The sequence below is a fragment of the Kitasatospora sp. SC0581 genome, assembly GCF_048159585.1.
In the GTDB taxonomy this organism is placed as follows: Bacteria; Actinomycetota; Actinomycetes; order Streptomycetales; family Streptomycetaceae; genus Kitasatospora.
Genome location: NZ_JBLRWA010000039.1, coordinates 1 through 19,331 on the forward strand (window position 1 = coordinate 1; position 19,331 = coordinate 19,331).

At 73.2% G+C, this 19,331-nt stretch carries 10 protein-coding genes; 3 read left to right on the forward strand and 7 right to left on the reverse strand.

Annotated features, from left to right (window positions below):
• Nucleotides 1–156: 156 nt before the first annotated feature.
• Nucleotides 157–1,329, reverse strand: coding sequence for a serine hydrolase domain-containing protein (locus ACLWS4_RS34175; protein WP_416876148.1), 1,173 nt, complete (start codon nucleotides 1,327–1,329; stop codon nucleotides 157–159).
• A 462-nt stretch (nucleotides 1,330–1,791) separates the two neighbouring features.
• Between ACLWS4_RS34175 and ACLWS4_RS34180 the strand changes: the two genes are divergently transcribed.
• Complete coding sequence (locus tag ACLWS4_RS34180; protein ID WP_416876149.1) at nucleotides 1,792–2,835, forward strand: hypothetical protein; 1,044 nt, start codon at nucleotides 1,792–1,794, stop codon at nucleotides 2,833–2,835.
• A 41-nt stretch (nucleotides 2,836–2,876) separates the two neighbouring features.
• A complete protein-coding gene (locus ACLWS4_RS34185) occupies nucleotides 2,877–3,872 on the forward strand; it encodes a TauD/TfdA family dioxygenase (protein WP_416876150.1) in 996 nt (331 codons plus the stop codon).
• A gap of 110 nt (nucleotides 3,873–3,982) precedes the next feature.
• On the opposite strand, the gene ACLWS4_RS34190 is transcribed toward ACLWS4_RS34185, so the two are convergent.
• From ACLWS4_RS34190 to ACLWS4_RS34215, 6 genes are all read right to left on the reverse strand, one after another.
• Nucleotides 3,983–5,797, reverse strand: a complete 1,815-nt coding sequence (locus ACLWS4_RS34190; protein ID WP_416876151.1) for an amidohydrolase — start codon at nucleotides 5,795–5,797, stop codon at nucleotides 3,983–3,985.
• A 132-nt stretch (nucleotides 5,798–5,929) separates the two neighbouring features.
• The gene (locus ACLWS4_RS34195) at nucleotides 5,930–6,964 is read right to left on the reverse strand and encodes a ribosome-inactivating family protein (RefSeq protein ID WP_416876152.1); all 1,035 of its coding nucleotides are present in this window, start codon (nucleotides 6,962–6,964) and stop codon (nucleotides 5,930–5,932) included.
• An 85-nt stretch (nucleotides 6,965–7,049) separates the two neighbouring features.
• Entirely contained in the window at nucleotides 7,050–11,933 is a 4,884-nt protein-coding gene (locus ACLWS4_RS34200) for a hypothetical protein (RefSeq protein ID WP_416876153.1), read from the reverse strand.
• A 522-nt stretch (nucleotides 11,934–12,455) separates the two neighbouring features.
• A complete protein-coding gene (locus ACLWS4_RS34205; RefSeq protein WP_416876154.1) occupies nucleotides 12,456–13,601 on the reverse strand; it encodes a serine hydrolase domain-containing protein in 1,146 nt (381 codons plus the stop codon).
• 240 nt (nucleotides 13,602–13,841) lie between these two features.
• Nucleotides 13,842–15,194, reverse strand: a complete 1,353-nt coding sequence (locus ACLWS4_RS34210; RefSeq protein ID WP_416876155.1) for a cytochrome P450 — start codon at nucleotides 15,192–15,194, stop codon at nucleotides 13,842–13,844.
• Nucleotides 15,194–16,189, reverse strand: a complete 996-nt coding sequence (locus tag ACLWS4_RS34215; protein WP_416876156.1) for a terpene synthase family protein — start codon at nucleotides 16,187–16,189, stop codon at nucleotides 15,194–15,196. Before ACLWS4_RS34215 ends, ACLWS4_RS34210 begins: the two co-directional genes overlap by 1 nt.
• Before the next feature lie 320 nt (nucleotides 16,190–16,509).
• On the opposite strand from ACLWS4_RS34215, the gene ACLWS4_RS34220 reads away from it, so the two are divergent.
• The gene (locus ACLWS4_RS34220) at nucleotides 16,510–19,293 is read left to right on the forward strand and encodes a BREX system ATP-binding domain-containing protein (RefSeq protein WP_416876157.1); all 2,784 of its coding nucleotides are present in this window, start codon (nucleotides 16,510–16,512) and stop codon (nucleotides 19,291–19,293) included.
• Nucleotides 19,294–19,331: the final 38 nt, after the last annotated feature.

Below are 19,331 nucleotides of genomic sequence, written 5' to 3' on the forward strand. Positions count from 1 at the left end.
CGGCCCCCCCGGCGGGGGGCCGGCCGCCCGCCCCCCCCCCCCCCCCCGCCGCCCCCCCCCCCCGCCCCCCCCCCGGGGGGGGCCCCCCCCCCCCCGGGGGGGCGCCCCCCCACGGCCTGCGGGGGTGACCGTCAGGCGTACGCGTCTGGCCCCGGGTCATGAGTGTTGGCAGAACTCCGCGTCGGCGAGGTCCCGGGCCGCCGCGCCCTGGAGCGCGAGGCTGTCGGTGTTGAAGTAGACGGTCATCCGGTGGCGGGTGTCGCGGGTGGAGACCGCGAGGGCCTCGAAGCCGTAGCCGCCGCCGCGGTACCCCCAGAGCTCGACCCCGCAGGAGGTGGTCATGCGGGCGATGCCGAGGCCCTGGTCGTCGATGCCGGCGGGCACGGTGGTGGTCATCTCCCGCAGCTGCGCCTGGGGCAGCAGCCGGCCGGTGAGCAGGGCACGGTAGAAGTGGTCGAGGTCGTCGGCCGTGCTGATGATCTCGCCACTGGCGCGGATCGCCGAGGGGTTGAACTCCGTGACGTCGACGCCCGGCGGGGGCAACTGGACCTGGGCGGTGGAGTAGTCCCGGCCGGACGGCCGGGGCAGCGACTCGCGGGTTCCGGGCGAGTCGGTGCCCCGCAGGTGGAGCGGGTCGATGATGCGACGGCGCAGCTCGTGCTCGTAGGAGCTGCCGGTGATCCGCTCCACGATCATCGCGGCCAGGAGGTAGTTGGTGTTGGAGTACACGAACCTCTCGCCGGGGTCGGCCGTGGGTGGCTTCGACATCGCGACGGCCAGGAGTTCCTCGGGTGTCCAGGTGTCGTGCAGGTGCTCGAGCCAGATCGGCCCGATCTGGTGCAGGGCGGGGTCGTTGAGGTAGTTGTACACACCGCTGGTGTGGTTCAGCAGCTGCCGGACGGTGATGCGGCGGCCGTCGTGGCCGTGGCCCCGGACCAGGCCCGGCAGCCACTTCTCCACGGTGTCGTCGATGCCGAGCCGCCCCTCCGCCTCCAGCTGGAGCACGAGCACGGCCGTGAACGTCTTGGTGATGCTGCCCACCCGGAAGTGGTCCGCCGGACGGGGCGGGCGTCCCGTCCTGCGGTCCGCCACCCCTGCCGTTCCCACCCATCGGCCTTCGCCCTCGGCCACGGTGACGAGGACCCCGGGCGCACCGTCCCGTACCGCCCGCTCCATCGCGGCCCGGGTCCGTGCGTGCTCCGGTCGGCCGGCCCCGTCGGCCGGTGCGGCGGCGGCCGCTGGGGACGCCGGGACCGGCAGGAGTGCGGTCAGGAGTGCGGCGGCCACGGCGGCGAGGATGGCCGGGCCTCTTCCGGTGGCCACGGGCATGGGCGTGCTCCCTCTCGGGGCGGGGATCATCCGTCCTCAGTCAAACAGAGGTGCCACCGCCCCGCATGCGGGGTGACCCGCCGGTGCTTGCCCCGTTCCGGTGAGGAAACCGCAGGTCACCGGGCCGCTGGGGGCGGACAATGCGACCAGGCGGCGGGAGCGGACGACCGTGGCGCCGTCGCCGCGGAGGTTCGGCCCGGCGATGGCGTCGGCGACCTCTGCGGGGGTGGGTGCAGGAGCACCGCGTCGCGTCGGACAGTTGGGTTCGGGGTACGGGCCAGGCCCGTCGATTCTCGCCGGCCGGGCTTCCAACGTCGGTGCGCGGAAGACGAATCGACGTAAGGATCAGGGTTTCGTCTGGCGTGTTCCTGGCAAGCTATCCCAACCATGGGCTTGTCGCCGGTCGCCGGTCATCCTCCTGTCGCTGTCTTCCGTGAGCCCCGGGGCGGGCGGCCCGACCCGGTGCTGGGGCCGCGGGTCGCCGCCGCGGCGGGGCGGGCCGCGCGCGTGCTGGACGGGGTGGCCACCCATGCCGGACCGGTCGAGCGGACCGCCGCGCTCCGGCAGGCCGCCGCGGCAGCGGGCGAGGTGGGGGCCGCGTTGGAGGCGCTGGCTCCGGCCCTGGCGGGTGAGGACGTGCCGGCGGAGTCGACCAGTCAGTCGTACTTCCGCGTCCGCGAGGTGGAGCTGTCGGACCAGCAGGCCGCCCTGCACGGCCTGTTGGTGATTCACCGCGGCCTGGAGGACCTCTGCGAGGCTCCGCTGTCGGGTGCCGACCTGGCGCTGGAGCTGGCCGGGATGCGGCGGTCGGTGCTCGACCTCACCGGAGTCGCGCCGGGCACCGAATCCGGGCCCGTTCCGGCGCCGGCCGTCCCGGAGCCCGGTGCGGGGCCGTCGTTGGAGAGCGCATGGAGCGCGCGCTGGCTCATCGGGCACCAGGTCCACGTGCTGTTCAACGTCTGCGCCGCGGTCGCCGTGGCCGACGCCACCCGCCACCTGCGCGACGGTGACGGCGACGCGGCACTGGGGCGGCTGGCGGACGCGACGGAGTACGTGCGCGGCTTCCCCGCGGCCATGAACCACGCCAGTACGATCCCGGCCGACTACTACATGGCCGCGATCCGCCGGACCATGGCGCCGCCGTCGACGGACATCCCGCTCAGCGGGCGCCAGCACCGCGGGTACAAGCTCTTCCGGGCGGCGATGAAGGACCTGCTGACGCTAGTTCCCGACTCGTACGGGCAACTGGCGGACCGCGAGCCCGAGTTGGCCGAGGTGCGGGACGCCCTTTTGGAAGCCGACATCGTGGACGCCGAACGGCACGTCACCCTCGCGTACTCGATGGTCCGGCTGCGCCGTTCCATCGCCCAGCGGCCCGAGGGCCCCGACAACGCCGTCGCCGAACTACGGCAGATGCGCCACCGCCGCGCGGCCCAGTACGCCCCCCTGATCCGATTCGGGGACCACTACGTCGCCGACGCCGTGGCCGGCCTGCGCCACTCGTGAGTCCGCGCGTCCGCCCGTCCACACCCCCGGCAGGAGACCCGATGCCCGGCACCACCCACAACACCGCCGCCGCCGCGGACTGGAACCTGGGCCCGGCCGACGCCGACACGTGCGAGCGACTGGCCCGGACCCTGTCCGCCGACGGGGGCGACCAGGTCGACAGCCCCGCGTGGGTGGCACGGGCCCGGGACGCCTGGGACGAACTCCCGCTGCCGCTGCGCCGGGCGGTGCGTCGGTTCCGACGGCACTCCGGCCCGCGCGGCACCCTGGTGATCGGCGGCCTGCCCGTCGACCGGGCGGCCCTGCCCCCGACACCGGCCGTACCCGGCTCGGTCCAGCGGCAGGCGACCGTCCCGGCCGCGCTGCTCACCATGGTGGCCTGCGGGCTCGGCGAGCCGCTCGCCTACCTGGCCGAGAAGTCGGGGGCCCTGGTGCAGGACGTCGTGCCCGTGCCCGGGCAGGAGGCCTTCCACGGCAACGCCGGATCGGTGCCGCTGTCCTTCCACACCGAGAACGGCTTCCACCCCCACCCGCCGGACTACGTGGTCTTCCTGTGCCTGCGCGCCGACCACGACCGGACCGCCGGGATGCGCGTCGCCGGCATCCGCCAGGCACTGCCCCTCCTCACCCCGGCCGAGCGGGAGGCCCTGTCCGCACCGGAGTTCCGCACCACGCCGCCGCCCTCCTTCGGCCCCGACGCCGCGAGCGGGGCCGGAGCCGAACCCCGACCGGTGCTGTCCGGTGCGGCCGAGGACCCCGACATCCGCATGGCCCAACTCGTCACCACCCCGCTCACCCCTCGGGCCGCCGCCGCGCTGGCCGCGTTCGGCCGGGCCTGCGAGGCGACCGCCCGCACCCTGCGCCTGGCCCCCGGCGACCTGGTCGTCATCGACAACCGCGTCACCGTCCACGGCCGTACCGCCTTCCGGCCCCGCTACGACGGGGCGGACCGCTGGCTGCAACGCACCTATGCCAGCGCCGACCTGCGCCGCTCCCGCGACCACCGACCCGACGACGGCCACGTCCTCGCCCGCTGACCGGCCGTGACGGGTGGGGGCGCCCCCAGCCCCCGCCCGCCGCGCACGGCACGCACGGTGCGGCCACCCGAGCCCGGAGGCCCTGGGTAGCCGCAACCCGGGACGCGATGTCAGCAGCAGCCGTGCCACTGGTAGTCCGTCGGGGTCTCGAGTCCGGCCTCGGAGGCGTCGCCGTCGGTGCCGGCCGCGGTGGCGGGGTGGATGGTGGTGCCCTTCTTGATGGTCTCGGCGACGGCGATGTCCTTGATCTCCTCCGGCGGGACCGTCAGCGGGTTCGCGGAGAGGATCACCAGGTCGGCGAGCTTGCCGACCTCGATGCTGCCCTTGCGGTCCTGCTCGAAGTACTGGTGGGCGGCGTGGATGGTGATGGACTTGACCGCGTCCAACGCCGACACGCACTGCTCGGGCCCGAGGACGACCTGGTCGGTGCGGGTGCGGCGGGTGACCTGGCTGGAGAGGATGGCGATCGAGTTGGGCAGGGCCACCGGGGCGTCGTGGTGCGAGGTGTAGACCATCCCCCGGTCCACGGCCCAGCGGGCGGGGGAGATGGTGGCGGCCCGCTCCGGCCCGAGGACGGTCTTGCGGTACCAGTCGCCCCAGTAGTACGTGTGCATGGAGAAGAAGGACGGGATGACGCCCAGGCGGGCGAAGTCCTCGATCTGCTCCTCGCGGGCGGTCTGGGCGTGGATCGCCACCGTCCGCCGGTCGGCGTCGGCGGGCTCGACCTCGGCGGAGGCGGTCCGGACCGCCTCGATGAACTGGTCGATCGCGGCGTCCCCGTTGACGTGCGCCAGCACCTGCCAGCCCCTGGCGTACGCGGTGCTCACCTGGTCCAGGACGACCTTGGGGTCCTCGATGGTGGGGTAGCCGCAGTAGCCCTCGGGAGTGCCTTCCGGCCGCTCCTCGTAGGGCTTGGTGAGCCAGGCCGTGCGGCCTTGCGGGGATCCATCCAGGTACATCTTGACGCCGGCAGCGCGCACGCCGCGGTGGTACTCCTGGCTCACGCCGACCGGGTCCGGCTCCGGTGAGGCCGTGGCCTCGTCGGCCCGTGCGTAGGCGACGACGTCGATCTTGAAGGGTTTGAGGGCCGCGGCGTCCCGCAGGGCCTTCAGGTTCTTCAGTGTGGCGCCGCCCTCCTGGACGGTCGTGAAGCCGAAGCTCGCGGCCGACGCCACGCCCTTGCTGAAGAGGGCGGCCATCGCGGTCAACGGCAGCCCCTCGGTGGCCTTTTCGGAGGCCGGACTGAAGGCCGTCTCCTCCAGGACGCCGTTGGGTTCGCCGAACGGCCGGGCCACGGGGCCGGGTTGGCGTCGGATGACGCCGCCGTCCGGGTCGGCGGTGGCCCTGGTGTAGCCCAACTCTCGCAGGCCCCGGCTGTTCACGGCCCCGAGGTGGAAGGACTGGTGGATGGCCAGCACCGGCCGGGTGGTGGACACCTTGTCGAGATCCTCGCGGGTGGGGTGCCGGCCTTCGGCGAGCATGGCGTCGTCGTAACCGAACCCGATGATCCACTTGGAGAAGGCGCCCACCGGTGTCTTCGCCCACGCGCGCAGCTTGTTCAGGAGCGAGTCGATGTCCGTGACGTCGCCGTCGGGGGCGGCCAGCAGGTTGGCGAGGGTGGCCTGCAGCCCGATGCCGCCCAGGTGGCCGTGGGCGTCGATGAACCCGGGCAGCAGCGCGCGCCCGGCGAGGTCCCGCACCTTCGTCCGCGGGCCCTGCCAGCGGTCGACGGCCTCCTGGTAGTCGCCGACGTGAACGATGACTCCGTCCTTGACGGCCACCGCCTCGGGACGGGGATCGGACTCCTGGGAGTCGGCGGCCGCCGTCACGATCTCACCGCCGTGGAAGATGACATCGGCCTCGTCGTACGGTGCCGCAGCCTGGACATCGCCGGCGTCCGTCGTCACTCCCGGCTGACCGCTCATTCCGGTTCCCTTCCGCTGCCTACGTTCGGTGATCCGCTGCCTACCCGTGGCTATCGGGGTGTGAACATGAATCTGAATCTGAACGCTGCTCGGGTACGGCGCTGGGGCAGGTACGGCTAGTGAGGTGGACCATCAGGAGTCGCCGGGTGCGGGCGCGCAAGGGCCGTCTCCCTTCTTGTCCGCGACGAACACCCCGCCGCATCGCCCCGCTCTGCTGCCGTTGCCGTTGTAGACGCTGACGACCTCGAACACGATCGGCTTCACCGCCGTGCGGTGGACGTACTGCGGGGGTTCCTGCGGGCCGACGTTGAAGTCATTGGCGCCGAATCTGTCCTTCTCTCCCCGGGAGCTCTTCTGCGCCGGTTTCCAGAAGGCATACTTCGACATATCGGACCAATTCGTCATGTAGTTCAGCAGGTCTGTGTTCAGGGTGGTGGCCTTGCCGGCCTGTGGCCATCCGGCCTGGACCGCTTCGGTGATCGGGGCGAACCGTGCGGCTTCGGCGAAGAGAACGGCCGGTTGGCACAGGGATGCTCCGTCAGCTCCGTTGCCCTTGTCGGCGAATTCCTTGACCGCGCTGTTCAGGCTGTTGTCCGTTATCTCCAGCCTTCCAGAGCTGATCTTTTCGCAGAGCTTGGGGTATTGCATGCCCTTCGTCCAGCTGCCGGTCCGATCGGCAGGGAAGGGATAGTCGCGCCATTTCTGCTCGGGTGTTTCGAATCGGATGTAGCTGTTCTTGTCCTCGTTGTACAGGCCGATGACGTAGAGGTCGTCCTTGCGCATCAGGAAGGTGATGTGCTGCGACTGGTCGCGGCTGGTGATCCGGAGCCCGACGAAGTCCTCCGTCGTGTATGACTTGGGATTCTTGGGTTTGGCGTCCACCACCTTCTGCTGAATAGACGGGCTGACGTGCAGCCTTCGCATGCCGACGGAGATCTCCACGTCAGCAGCGGGTGCCACGGCGTCGCGGATCGACGCGATGTAGGCGGCATAGGCGTCCGCGCCTTTCCACTGCGGCTCCCCGAATTCCAGGAGCGCGGGGAGCTGTGGGGCTTGCGGTGCTGCCTGTGGGTCGGCGGTCGGAGTGCCGGAGCAGGCGGCCAGGGACACGGCCGCGAGGCCCATGGCGAGGACGGACGGGTATCGGTGTGCGGAGGGCTCGGGCATGGGGTGACTTCTTTCGGGGCCCGATGGGCCCGCGCGGGTCGGAGGCGAGGGGGCTGCGCGCGACCGGGTGCGGCCGGAGGGCGGTTCAGGAGGCGGGGAGGCGCTTGCGTCGCCCGGCGGGCGCCGCCGTGCGTTTGGCGGGCGTCGTGCGCTTGGCTGCGGCCCGGCGGGGCTTCGCGTCCGTCGGGCGAGGCGCGGTGCGGGAGGTCCGTGTCGTACGCGGGGGCGTGGTGATGCGGCCGACCTGCGTGCGCTTCTCAGGGCCCGGAGGCTGGAGGGCTTTGCCTGTCCCGTCCTTGACCACGGGCATGGCCACCAGAATGACGGCCGTGGTGGCCTTCCCGACCAGGGTGAACGTCTGCTCGGCCACCGACGCGAGCGCGGGGACGACGAAGACGACGGTGAGGGATTTCCCGTCCTCGGACGGGGTGACCTTGGCGACGGTGGATCCGTGGTCGGGGACGAACCCTTCGCCCGTCACGGTGACCTCGAAGGTGGCCCCGCGTACGGTGCTCTGGCCCGTGTTGGTGAGGTTCCAGACGTAGGTGACGTTGTCGCCGACCAGGGGTGCGGGGGGAGAGACCGTCGTGGTGATCGCGACCTGCGCGGTGCTGCCGATGGGCACGGGGTCGCTGCCGGAGGCCAGACCGGTCGTGGTGCCGACGGTGGCGGACCGGGTGACGGCGGCCTTCGGGCCGGCCGGGTCGGGGGAGACGGCGACCCGTACGGCGATCTGCGCGGCCTCGCCCGGTGCGAGCTCTCCCACGGGAACGGTCCACCGGCCGGGGTGCGCCGGATCGACGGTGCCGCTGCGCGGGGCGGTGTCGACGGTGGCGTCCAGGAAGGCGAAGTCCTTCGGGAGCGTCAGGACGAACGAGGTGTCCCGGGCGCTGGAGGGCCCGTCGTTGCCGAGGGACCAGACCAGGACGCTCTCGCCGCCGGCGGTGACCGGGTAGGGGAGTTGGAAGGCGCTGATCCGTACGGTGCTGCGGACGGTGACGTTCAGCCGTGCGGTGTGGATGACCGGGCTCGCGCCGTCCGCGAAGAGCAGTGCGGTGACGGCGAGTGGATCGGGGCCTTTCGCCGTGGTGGCGGGAGCTCGGGGCGACACCCGGCAGGTGACCCGCACGGTCTGCTTCCCGGTGGCGAGGCCGTCGAGGCCGAGGGTGAGGTGTCCGTCGCTCTGCGACAGCGAGGACGGGGCCTGGCCGTCGATCAGGGCCTCGGTGACGGTGAGCTCCGGGGGCAGGGCGACCTGGAGGGAGGCGGGGCCGGTGGCGCAGGTGCCGGTTCTGGCGACCGTCCAGGTGAACGGGACGGTGGCACCGGCATCGAAGGTGCGGAGGTCGGCGGTGTCCGGGTCCGGGGTGAGGGTCAGGACGGCGTCGGAGTCGATCTCGATCCGCGCGGCCGCGTCGGCCGGAGTCTGCCCCTCCTCCTTGACCACGGCCCGTCCGCTCACCGTGCCCGGCGCCCGGGTCAGGTCGTCGGCGGTGGTGGTGCCGGTGGCGGTCACGGTGACGGACAGGCCGGGCTTGAGGTCGGGCAGGGATGTCGGACTGGCCTGGACGGGCGCCTTCCTGCCGTTCGAGACGGTGATCTTGGGATTGCTCAGTTCGGGTGGCAGCGTGAGGTCGGCGACGGCGCCGGAGGCCACCGACGGGCCGCGGTTGACCACCGTCCAGACGAGCGAGGCATGTTCGCCCACCGTCACCGGGCTGGGGGTGCCGATGCCGTTGAGCGTGAGCGCGCTCGCCCGGGTGACCTGCACCGAGCCGATCCGGCCCGTGGCGTCGGCGGTGTCGCCCGCCTTGGCGGTGGCGGTCACGGCGGGGATGTCCTTGGCGGCCGGGTCGACGAGGGCCGTGACCGTGACCGCGCGCTGCTCGCCCGGCTTGAGGTCGATCGGCGGCCACTGGACCCTTCTGCCGTCCGACGTCGCTCCGCCGTGGGAGGAAGCGCGGTAGGTGAGGGAGGCCGGCAGGCCGGCGGCGAGGTCGATCTTCTCTGCGGCGGGCCCGCCGGCGTGGGCGAGGGTCCACACGTAGGTCAGGTCGCGCCCGGCGACCACCGCAGGCGGGACAGCCTCGCCGGTGAGGCTCAACGCGACCTTGACCTCGGCCGTCAGGGTGTTCTTGGCGTCGGCGGCGTCGGTGGCCTGGGCGTGGGCGGTCGCCTCCAGCGGGCCGGCGGCATCCTTGCGAACGGTGGCGGTGGCCTCGAAGGTCAGCTGCTGGCCGTTCGACAGCGTGCCGAGGGAGTCGAAGACGAGCTGCCTCTTCGGCTCGTCCCAACGTGCCGTCTGCGATCCGCCTTCGGTGACCAGGCCCTTCGGGTCGGACACCTGGTCGGGCATGGTGATCCGGACGGTGAGCCCGGACGCGTCGGAGGGCCCCTTGTTGGCCAGCGTCCAGTGGTAGGTGATCCGCTTTCCGGCGTCGGCGGGGTTCGGGGTTACCGCCCCGGTCAGGTCCAGCTGGGACGAGACGCGGGCGGTGGCCTCGGCGGTCTTCCAGGCCGGGCGGGCCTGTGCGGAACAGGCGTACGCTCGGGCGGGCAGCGAGCCGGTGGCACCGTCGTCGACGACGGTCTTCACCGAGAAGTCCTGGGTCTTGCCCGGGGCGAGCGAACCCAGATAGCCGATGATCATCTTGGGGGTGGGGGTAGCGGGCAGCCCGTGAACCTCCGTCGGCTTGACGTCGGCGGGCAGGGTGATCGACACGTAGATGTTCTTGGCGGTGACGTTGCGACCGGTGTTCTTGAGGGTCCAGGAGTAGGTCAGGAACTTGCCGGGGTCGACCGTTTCCGGATCGGCTTTCGCCTTGGTGAACTTCAGTGTGGTGGTCTTGTCCTTCTCGTCGTCGTCATCGTCGTCCGACTCGTCGTGGTCCTTTCCGCTGCCTTCGCCGCCGAACGGGGGCGGGAAGCCGAAGGGCCCGAAGTCGAAGGGGAATCGGAAGTTACCCTTCCCCTGTTTGACGGGGATGGTGATGTCCTTGCTGGTCGCCTCGGTGGAGCCATCGCGGGTGAACAGGCCCGTGACGGTGACCTGGTGGTCCTGCGTGTCGCCGACCGTCGTGACGACCGTGAACCATCCGCCGGCCTTGCCGGGCGCCAACTCCTCCTGAGGATAGGTGGCTTGCTGGCCGTCGGCGAGGCTCAGGGCGCTCGGCAGCTTGACCGTACGGGTCACGTTGCGGGCCAGGGACGGACCGGTGTTCCTCACATTCCAGGCCAGGGCGAGCTGGTCGCCCTCCTGGACCGTGTCCGGGCTGAACCGGGTCTCGATGATCTCGAGTCGGTCCTGCACCGCCACCTGGACCGTGGCCGGTGCCTCGGGCGTTCTGGCCGGCTTCCCGGTGCGGGGGTCGAGTGTCTGCGCCTCAGCGCCGGCCTTGAGGGTGAGCGAGCCGCGAACCTCCGGGGCGGGCCAGACACGGAGGGTGAGGTCGGCCGGGCAGTTCGGCGGGAGGGGGCCCAGATCCCAGCTGATGTCCGTGCCCTTGACAGTGGCTGTCGGGGTGGCGGACACGAAGGTGGCGCCGGGCGGCAGGGTGACCCGTGCGGTGACGCCGGTCGCCGTGGAACTTCCCTTGTTGGTGAGTGTCCACCGGAAGGCAGCGGGGTGGTCACGGTCACCCGCCACCACCTGGGCCGGGTCGGTGGCTTCGGCGCGCAGCGACAGCACGGCCTCTGCGGTGGCGGTGACGGTCGCCTCGGTCGCCGGGACTTTGATCGGCTTCTTTGTCTTGGCATCCAGGGTCGTGGCGGAGGCCTTCGCCGAGGCGGTCAGCGGGCCGAGGGCCCCGGGGTCGACCTTCGCGGTGACGGCGACGGACGTGTCGCCGGACTCGACCGGGGGCAGCGCCCAGCTGACGATGCCGCCCTTCTGGAGCGTGCCGTGGTCAGTGGCGGAGACGAAAGCCAGACCGTCCGGCAGCGTCGCGGTGACGGCGAGGCCCCGGACGACGGAGGGGCCCTCGTTGTGGAAGGTCCAGGTGTAGGTGACCTCGTCCCGCCCGGCGACCGTCTGCGGGGGGACGGCGGCCGCTGTGCAGGTGAGCGTGGCGAGTTCCTGGACCTTCAGGGTGACGGGTACCTGCGGGGTGGTTGCCGGACTGCCAGAGCCGTCCGGCCTGCTGAAGGTCGCCACGGCGGTGGCGACCAGGGTGTCCCGTGTGGTCGGGGAGGTCTTCGCCTTGACCGTCACCGTGCGCGATTGGGGTGGGTCCAGGTAGCCGAGCTGCCAGAGGACGCTGCCATCGGCTTGTAGGGTGCCCTTGGTTTGTGGGGCTTCGTCCTCGTAGGCGGAGTCGAAGCGCACCCCGGGAGGCAGGACGGCCCGTACACTCACCATTTCTGCGCTGGACGGTCCTCGGCTCTCCACCTTCCAACGGAAACTGACGGGTTGATCTGCCGGCACCGTGCCGTCGGCGGAGTCACCCGTCAGGGAGAGGTCCACCTTCGACACGGGGTCCACGATGGTCTGCCGGTTTGGCGTCGCGTCGGCGGTGTGGACACCGAACAGGACACCCAGGGGGATGCCGGCGTTCGGTGCGATCTGCACGGTGAGGGCCACCACGGCTTTCTCGCCACGCTTCAAGGGCGGCAGCTTGTGCTCCGGGGCGCGCTTGTCGTCGATGGTGAAGTCGACTTCGCTCAGACCGTCCCCCATGTCGTACTCGCAGACGGCGGAGGTGACGTCGTCGGGCCCGAGGTTCGTCACCGTCCAGGAGAGGACCGCCTTCTCGCCCGCCACCGGTTCGGGAGGCTGCACGGTGCCCTGGCTCAAGTCGAGCGTGGCGTTCTCGAAGACGGTCCCCTTGCTGTTCGAAGAGCCGGGGTCGATGTGGGTGTCGTCGCCGAGGAACTCCGCCTTGACCGAGGCATCGGCGACCTTTGCCTCGTCCGTGTCGCCCGCTCGCCGCCGGGCGCTCGCCGTTCTCTTGGTGGCTGCCGTACGTGCCATCGTCCTGCTGCTCCTCGGTGTGGACTGCTCAGCGGGAAGGGGTGACCGGAAGCCGGTGGGGAACGGCGGGTGGGCACGGTCCTTCGCTCCGGCCGGGCGGGTTCTGATGGGCAGCGCCGGCCGGCGTCCCGCCTCAGGTCCGTTCGAGCCGGACCGCTGCTGCGCCATGGCGGGGACGCGGGGTCTCGCTCCGCAGTTGTCACTGTACGAATCGTGTGCGGATTCCGCCCGGCGGGAGCGTCCGCTCGGATCGTTGCCCGGTCCGGGTTCCGTCCGGCGGACCGGCCGAGGGCGTGACGCCGGACGGCCAGGACCGGCTCGCCAACGAGGCGTTCGAGCGCGCCGACCCGCTGAGGCTGATGCGGCCCTTCGGCATCGCGGAGCTGCCGGGTAGACGGCCTCCGGCCCGGAGCGGGGGAGTACCCCGTCCCGGGCCGGAGGCCGGAACCGCGGAACCATCGGTGCGTACGCCGGTGTTGTCCGGGCGCAGCGGCCTGAGCGGCCTGAGCGGCCTGAGCGGCCTCAGCGGCAGAGGGCTGCTTCGACGACGTTCTCGACGTGCCTCAGGGCGGCCTTGTCGGTCGGGCGGGAGGTCACGGCGATGTTGGCCGCGGCGCTGCCGTCCTCGGTGACGCCGCCGCGGGTCTCGTAGCCGGGGAAGCTGCCGCCGTGGCCCCAGTAGAGGCCGCCGCAGGGCAGGGGCCTGCTCACGAGACCGAGTCCGTAGGCGGCGCCGGGGCCGACGGCCTCGGCGGGGACGGTCTTCTTCATTTCGGCGAGCTGGGCGGGTGGGAGGAGGCCGCCGTGGAGGAGTGCGGAGAAGAAGTGGTTGAGGTCGGAGTTGGTGGAGATCATCTGACCGGCGGCCCAGCCGAAGGAGGGGTCGGTCTCGGTGACGTCCTGCTGGGGTGCGTCGGGGGTTTCGCGGTAGTAGCCCTTGGGGTGGGGCTCGCGGATGGCCGTGTCGCCGGGAGCGGGGAAGTAGGTGTGGCGCAGGCCGACGGGCTTGACGATGCGGCGGTCGATCTCCGCCGCGAGCGGGCGGCCGGTGACCCGTTGGACGATCAGGCCGGCCACGAGGTAGTTCGTGTTGCTGTAGTTGAACCGGTCGCCCGGGGCGAAGTCGGCCTTGAACCGCAGTGCGTTGTCGAGGAGGTCGCGCGGCTCGTAGTAGTGGAACGAGGCATCACCCCGCAGGTACTCCGGGAGCCCGCTGGTGTGCTGGAGGAGCTGACGGACGGTGATGTTCCGCCCGTCGATGCCGTCCCCGCGGACGAGGCCCGGCAGGTAGGTCTCGACGGGCGCGTCGAGGCCGATCTTCCCCTCTCCGACCAGCTGGAGCACGACCACCGCCGTGAACGTCTTGGTGTTGCTGCCCATCCGCACCTGACCGTCGACCGGGACCTTCGCCCCGGTGGCCAGGTCACCCACCCCGGCGGTGTAGTTGCGGGCTCGGCCGTGCCCCTTCTCGACGTTCGCCAGCGTGCCGACGATGCCGTCGTCCCGCACCAGTGCGTCGAGGCCCTGCTGGACGGTGTCCGGCTTCGGTGCCGCGAAGGCCGTGGTGGGGGCCAGCACCCCCGTCGTCAGGGCACCGACGGCCATCGCGGCCACCAGGACCTTCCTGGGGCGGGACGGGTGGACGGTCTGCTGCGCCTGATTGCGCATGCATCAACTCCGGTTGCTTGTCGAGGAAGCCGGCGGGTCACGCCGCTGCCCCAACCCTCTCCGGAGCGGACCACCTGCGACGATGCCGCTACCCACCCGGTCGTGGGTGGGGTTATCCCCCGGTATCCGCAGGAATGGCGGGTTCACGGCAGTACGGCCACCGCCGCCACGTCCGCCGACCGGTCGTCGTACCCGAGCACCGGGGCCTGCCCCTGCGCGCACGCGCCGGCCGCCGGCGGATCACCGGGGTTCGGCGACGAGCAGCGGGCCGCGCGGGCGGACGGTGGCGGCGGTGGCGCTCTCCCGGAGCGGGGTGGCCGTGGCCGGGCTGAGGTGCAGGCGGGCGAGGACGGCCGCGGTGACGACGAGCATCTCGGTCCAGGCGAAGGACTCGCCGACGCACTTGTGCCGGCCCGCGCCGAAGGGGATGAACAGCCTGGGTGGGGCGTGGCCGGCGGACTGGCGCCAGCGGTCGGGGTCGAACCGCGACGGGTCGGGGTGGAGCAGCGGGGAGCGGTGCAGCGCGGTCGGGCTGAAGAGGATCTCCGCCCCCGGGGGCAGGACGACGCCGCCGTACCGGAGGGGCTCCGTCGCCCGGCGCATCAGGATCCAGTTGGGGGTGTGGAGGCGGAGGGTCTCGCTGATCGCGTGGCCCGTGCGTTCCAGGAGCGGCAGGTCGTCCGGGGACACGGCACCGTCGGGGGCGACGGCGCGCACCTCCTCGCTCAGCTCGTCCTGGAGGTCCTGGTGCCGGGCGAGTTCGTGGAAGAGCCAGGCGAGCGTGGTGGCGGTCGTCTCGGTGCCGGCCAGGAGCAGCGAGACGGCCTCGTCCCGGACCTGGGCCGGTGGCATGGCGAGGCCGGTCTCCTCGTCACGGGTGGTCAGCAGCAGGGACAGCAGGGTGCCGTCCGGGCCCTGCTGCGGGGCGGCGGCCTGATCGACGATCTCGTCCACGACGGTGCGCAGGTCCCGGACCGCCGCGTCGAAGCGCCGGTTGGCCGGTAGGGGCAGCTTCTCCAGCAGCGGCGACGGGTAGAGCGCCCGCTGGACGAAGCCGGTGAGGACGACGGGCACGGCGCGGTCGATCCGGGTCTTCTGGGCGGCGCTCAGGCGGGTGGCGAACAGTGCCTCGACCACGATGTCCCGGGCGAGTCCGTGCATCCGCGGCTCGATCGGCGCGGGCCGCCCGGTCTCCCAGCGGGACACCGCGGCCGCTGCCAGCCGCGCGGCCAGGGCGGCGTACCGGCGGATGCCGTCGCGGTGGAAGGCCGGCTGCACCAGGCGCCGCTGGCGGAGGTGGAACGCGCCCTCGGAGATGAACAGGCCGTTGCCCAGCAGGCCGCGGGCCTGGTCGAAGACGAAGCCCTTCTCGGTCCTCGCGGCGTCCTGGACGAGCAGCCGGTGCACCAGCCCGGGGTCGGTGAGGACGTGAACGGGCCTGCGCCACAGGTGGATCCGCACCACCGGGCCGTGGTCGGCGAGCGACTGGAGGAACGGCACGGGGCGGGTCAGCAGCGGGAGCAGGTGGCCGAGCAGGGGCAGGTGGCCGGGCGCGCGCGGCGCGCTGCCGGGCGGGGCGGCGTCTTCGCGCATCAGTGCCTCGCCGCGGGGGACGGCACGTCGAACCGGGAGCTGCCGCGCGACCAGTCGATGTGCCCGCGCAGCCACAGCCCGAGGCTGCGGGCGTACGCGGAGGCCGCCTCGCTGCCGTCCGTGCGGACGGTCCGGCTCAGCTCGACGAACGCGCGCATCTCGGCGTCGCGCATGGCGACGGCCGACCGTCGGGCCTCGGCCGGGGAGCAGCGGTGGTGGCGGGCGAGGACCTCGATCAGGTTGTGGCGGCCCTGGCCGCCGGCGGCCTCCTTGGCGTGGGAGTACAGGTCGTTGTCCCAGCTCACCAGGTTCGCCGTGAGGTCCCTGAGCCTGCGCAGCGACGGTCCGTCCGCCTCCGCGGCCGGCACTTCGTCGCCGGCCGCGAGGTCGACCAGGGCGAGGCAGGTGTACGTCGCCCCAGCGTGCCGGCGCATGGCCACGTACTCGGCCAGGCCCGGTACGGTGCCCGCCTCCCGGTTGGCGGCCTCCCACACCTGGGCGGAGAGGTAGTCGCGGACCGTGCACTCCCACCGGAACAGCTGGGACGGCGAGGCCCGCGCGGCGACCCGGTCCCGGATCTCCCGCAGGGCCGTCGCGTAGGCGCCGGCCGGTCCGGGCAGCCCGTCGCCGGGCGGCTCGGGGTCGACCACCCGGGAGAGGAGGGCGGTCGTACGGGCCAACGGCCCGGGGGCGGCGCCGCGTTCGCGGTCCTCGCAGTACCCGTCGTCGAAGGCGAAGAGCCAGACGTACCAGTCGGACAGCAGGCGCAGCATCCCGGCGGAGACCTCCGGGTTGGTCCGCGCGGCCAGGTGGCCGCTGCGCTGGCGGCCGATCCGGTCGGACTGCCGGTGGCGCCCGTCCAGCAGCCGGTGGCGCGCCAGCCAGTCCAGGCTCTGCCGGTCGGCCTGCTCGGCGTGGGGGTTCGTCAGGGAGGGGAAGGGGCACCACAGGTCGTCCGGGGCGCTGGGTGGCTGCCCGTCGCGGGGCTCGGTCATGGGTGTGTCGGCCTTCGTCTGGTGTGGGGGCGGTCAGTTCCGGAAGGACGCGGTGAGGTCGGCGTGGCCGCGGAAGGTGAGGCGGTCGCGGCGGACCGCCGGGCCGGTGCGCCGCATGACGCTACGGCGGCGGGAGCCGGGGCGGTTGCGCGTCCGTGCACGGGGGGTGTCCCGGGAGGGAACCGATGGGCCGACGGCGGGAGCAGGGGCTGGGCACGCTGCGCGCCCGGAGCGGTACCCGCCGTAGTGCCGGGGCGGGTTGACGGATTGTAGCCTTGGGTGCCCGGGGAGTGGGCGGTGAGAACCCGAGGGGGACGAGAGTGGTGGACGGCGGGCGGGTTCCGGTCCTGGTCGGCCGGCAGCGGGAGACGGAGCTGCTGACGGCGGCGCTGGTCCAGGCCGTGGACGGTGCGAGCGGTTCCACGGTGCTGCTGCGCGGTGAGGCGGGGGTCGGCAAGAGCACACTGCTGGCCTGGGTGGAACGGGCGGCGCGCGAGCGCGGGTTCACCGTCCTGCGCGCGGTCGGCTCCGAGGCGGAGACGGACCTCGCGTTCGGCGCCCTCCACCAGGCCTTCTGGGCGCCGCTCCAGCGCTCCACCGCGCTGTCCGCCCACCAACGGGAGGCCCTGGAGAGCGCGTTCGGCGTCCGCCCCGGCGCCCCGAGCGGCCTCGCCGTCGGTGCCGCCGCGCTGGCCCTGCTGGAGGAGGCGGCGCGGGCCGCCCCGACGCTGCTCCTCCTCGACGACCTGCACTGGATCGACTCGTCGAGCGCGACCGTCTACGCCTTCCTCCACCGGCGCTGCGCCGAGCAGCGGGTGGTGATCGTCGGCGCCACCCGCCCGGACGGGCCGGCCGCCCGGCTCTGGTCCGCCGAGGCCGTCGACGTGCGGGCGCTGCCCCGGACGGACGCGGCCCTGCTGCTGGGCTCCCGCTACCCCGAACTCGCCGCGCCCGCCAGGGACCGGGTGCTGGCGGAGGCGGCCGGGAACGCGCTGGCGCTGGTGGAGCTGCCGCGCCAGCTCGCGGCCGCCCAGCAGCGCGGGGCCGCGCCACTGCCGGAGCGGCTGCCGCTGGGGCGGAAGCTGGAGCGGATGTTCACCGAACGGCTGGGCGCGGTGCCGCCGGAGGCCGGCCGTCTCCTGCTGCTCGGCGCCCTGGCCGCCAGCCCGGACTTCGGCAGCGGCGAGTGGCTGAGCGCGGTCGCGGACGAGAACGCGCGGGAGATCCTGGAGCGGATCGAGGCCGACGGACTGGCCCGGCTCGACCAGGCCGGGCAACTGGTGTTCCGGCACCCGCTGGTGCGCACCGCCGTCGTCTCCGCGGCCTCCGACACCGCGCGCCGCGAGGCGCACCGAGCGCTGTCCGACGCCCTCGCGCCGGGCGACCCCCGGCGGCTGGTCCACGAGGCCGCCGCCGCGCTGCTGCCCGACGAGGACCTCGCGCACCGCCTCCAGGAGGCCGGCCGCGACCTCGCCCGGCGCGGCGGCGACGCGGAGGGCGCGCTGCTGCTCGAACGCGCCGCCACCCTCAGCCCCAGCTCCTGCGAGCGCGCCCGCCGGCTCACCTGGGCCGCGGTGATGTCCGCCCACGGCGGGCAACTGCGGCACACCGCGGCCCTGGTGGAGGACCTGAAGGCCAGCACCGTGCCCGAGGACGTCGCCCCGCTGTTCGCGTACGCGGTGGTCTACGTCGACCAGAGCCACCACGTCGACTTCGAGTCCTCCTCCGCCCTGCTGCCCGCGGCCCTCGACGCGCTGACCGCGCCGGGCGCCGAATCCTTCGGCGGGCTGGTCGAACAGGCCTACTTCAAACTCCTCCTGGCCGCCAGCTACACGGACGACCCCTGGGCCTGGCAGGCCCTGGAACGGCACCGGGAGAACGTCTCCGAGGCGGGCAGGCTCTGCCTGCGCGCCTGGACCGACCCGGGCCCGGACACGGCCGCCGCGCTCCGGGCGGCGGCCGCGGACCTCAGCGAGGAGCAGGAGGCCGGTGCGGCCTGGCTCCTGCTCTGGACCGCCTCGGCGCTCGACTGCCCCGAGGGCGACCTGTGGCGCCGCTTCACCGGGCTGCACGGCTACGCCACCCAGGGCTCGGTCGCCAAGGCCAGGTGCCACCAGGACTTCCTGCTCGGACAGTGGGACCGGGCGGCCGTCTGCCTGCGCGAGGCCGGGATCGCGGAGGAGCTCGGCTACCGCACCAACGCCCTGGTGTTCCGCCTGTACCACGCCCACTTCCTGGCCGGCCGGGGCGACGAGGACGGCCTGCGGGAGATCGAACAGGCCGTCCGGCCGACCGCCACCCGCGCCCGGATGCGGTACGTCCTCGACCGCCTGAGCCACCTGCGCGGCCTGGCCGCGCTCGCCCACCGGCGCTACGAGGAGGCGTACGCCCACTTCTGCGAACTCACCCCGCCCGGACACCTGCCCGGCGGCCGGCCCTGGCACCACACACTGGTCCTCGACCTGGTGACGGCCGCCGTGCACACCGGCCGGCACGAGGAGGCCCGGCAGCACCTGGCGGCCGGACGCGCGGCGCGCTCGGCGGAGATCTCCGGCCGCCACGCCTTCCTCTTCGCGGCCGCCACCGCCCTGGCCGCCGCCGACGACGAGGCCGACGCCGCCTACCGCGCCGCGTACGCCGTGCCGGGCGCCGAGCGGTGGGCGTTCGACCTCGCCCGGCTGCGGCTCGCCCACGGCGGGTGGCTGCGCCGGCGCCACCGCCCCGGGGCCCGGGAACCGCTGCGCGCGGCCCACCACGTGTTCCGCCGCCTCCGGGCCGAGCCCTGGGCCCGGTGGTGCGAGGAGGAACTGCGGGCCGCCGGGGACTCCGCGGCCCTGCCGCCGGCCGGACCGGCCGCCGGACCGTCCGGCCTGACCGGCCATGAACTGCGCATCGCCCGGCTGGCCGCGACCGGCCTGACGAACAAGGAGATCGGCCGGGAGCTCCAGCTGTCGCCCCGCACCGTCGGGGCCCACCTGTACCGGATCTTCCCGAAGCTCGGCATCACCTCGCGGGCCGCGCTCGCCCACGCCCTCGACGGCGGCCGACCGGCCGGGACGGCGCTTCCTCCGACCGCTGTCGAACCAGGCAGTCAGATGACCTAACGGGCCGTCGCCGTCGAAGTCCAGGCTGAGTCGCGCAG

Bases quoted from the DNA above. Each gene is read 5' to 3' on its own strand.
- ACLWS4_RS34175 (WP_416876148.1), bottom strand. From the start codon at position 1,329: ATGCCCGTGGCCACCGGAAGAGGCCCGGCCATCCTCGCCGCCGTGGCC.
- ACLWS4_RS34210 (WP_416876155.1), bottom strand. From the start codon at position 15,194: ATGCGCGAAGACGCCGCCCCGCCCGGCAGCGCGCCGCGCGCGCCCGGC.
- ACLWS4_RS34200 (WP_416876153.1), bottom strand. From the start codon at position 11,933: ATGGCACGTACGGCAGCCACCAAGAGAACGGCGAGCGCCCGGCGGCGA.
- ACLWS4_RS34215 (WP_416876156.1), bottom strand. From the start codon at position 16,189: ATGACCGAGCCCCGCGACGGGCAGCCACCCAGCGCCCCGGACGACCTG.
- ACLWS4_RS34190 (WP_416876151.1), bottom strand. From the start codon at position 5,797: ATGAGCGGTCAGCCGGGAGTGACGACGGACGCCGGCGATGTCCAGGCT.
- ACLWS4_RS34195 (WP_416876152.1), bottom strand. From the start codon at position 6,964: ATGCCCGAGCCCTCCGCACACCGATACCCGTCCGTCCTCGCCATGGGC.
- ACLWS4_RS34205 (WP_416876154.1), bottom strand. From the start codon at position 13,601: ATGCGCAATCAGGCGCAGCAGACCGTCCACCCGTCCCGCCCCAGGAAG.
- ACLWS4_RS34185 (WP_416876150.1), top strand. From the start codon at position 2,877: ATGCCCGGCACCACCCACAACACCGCCGCCGCCGCGGACTGGAACCTG.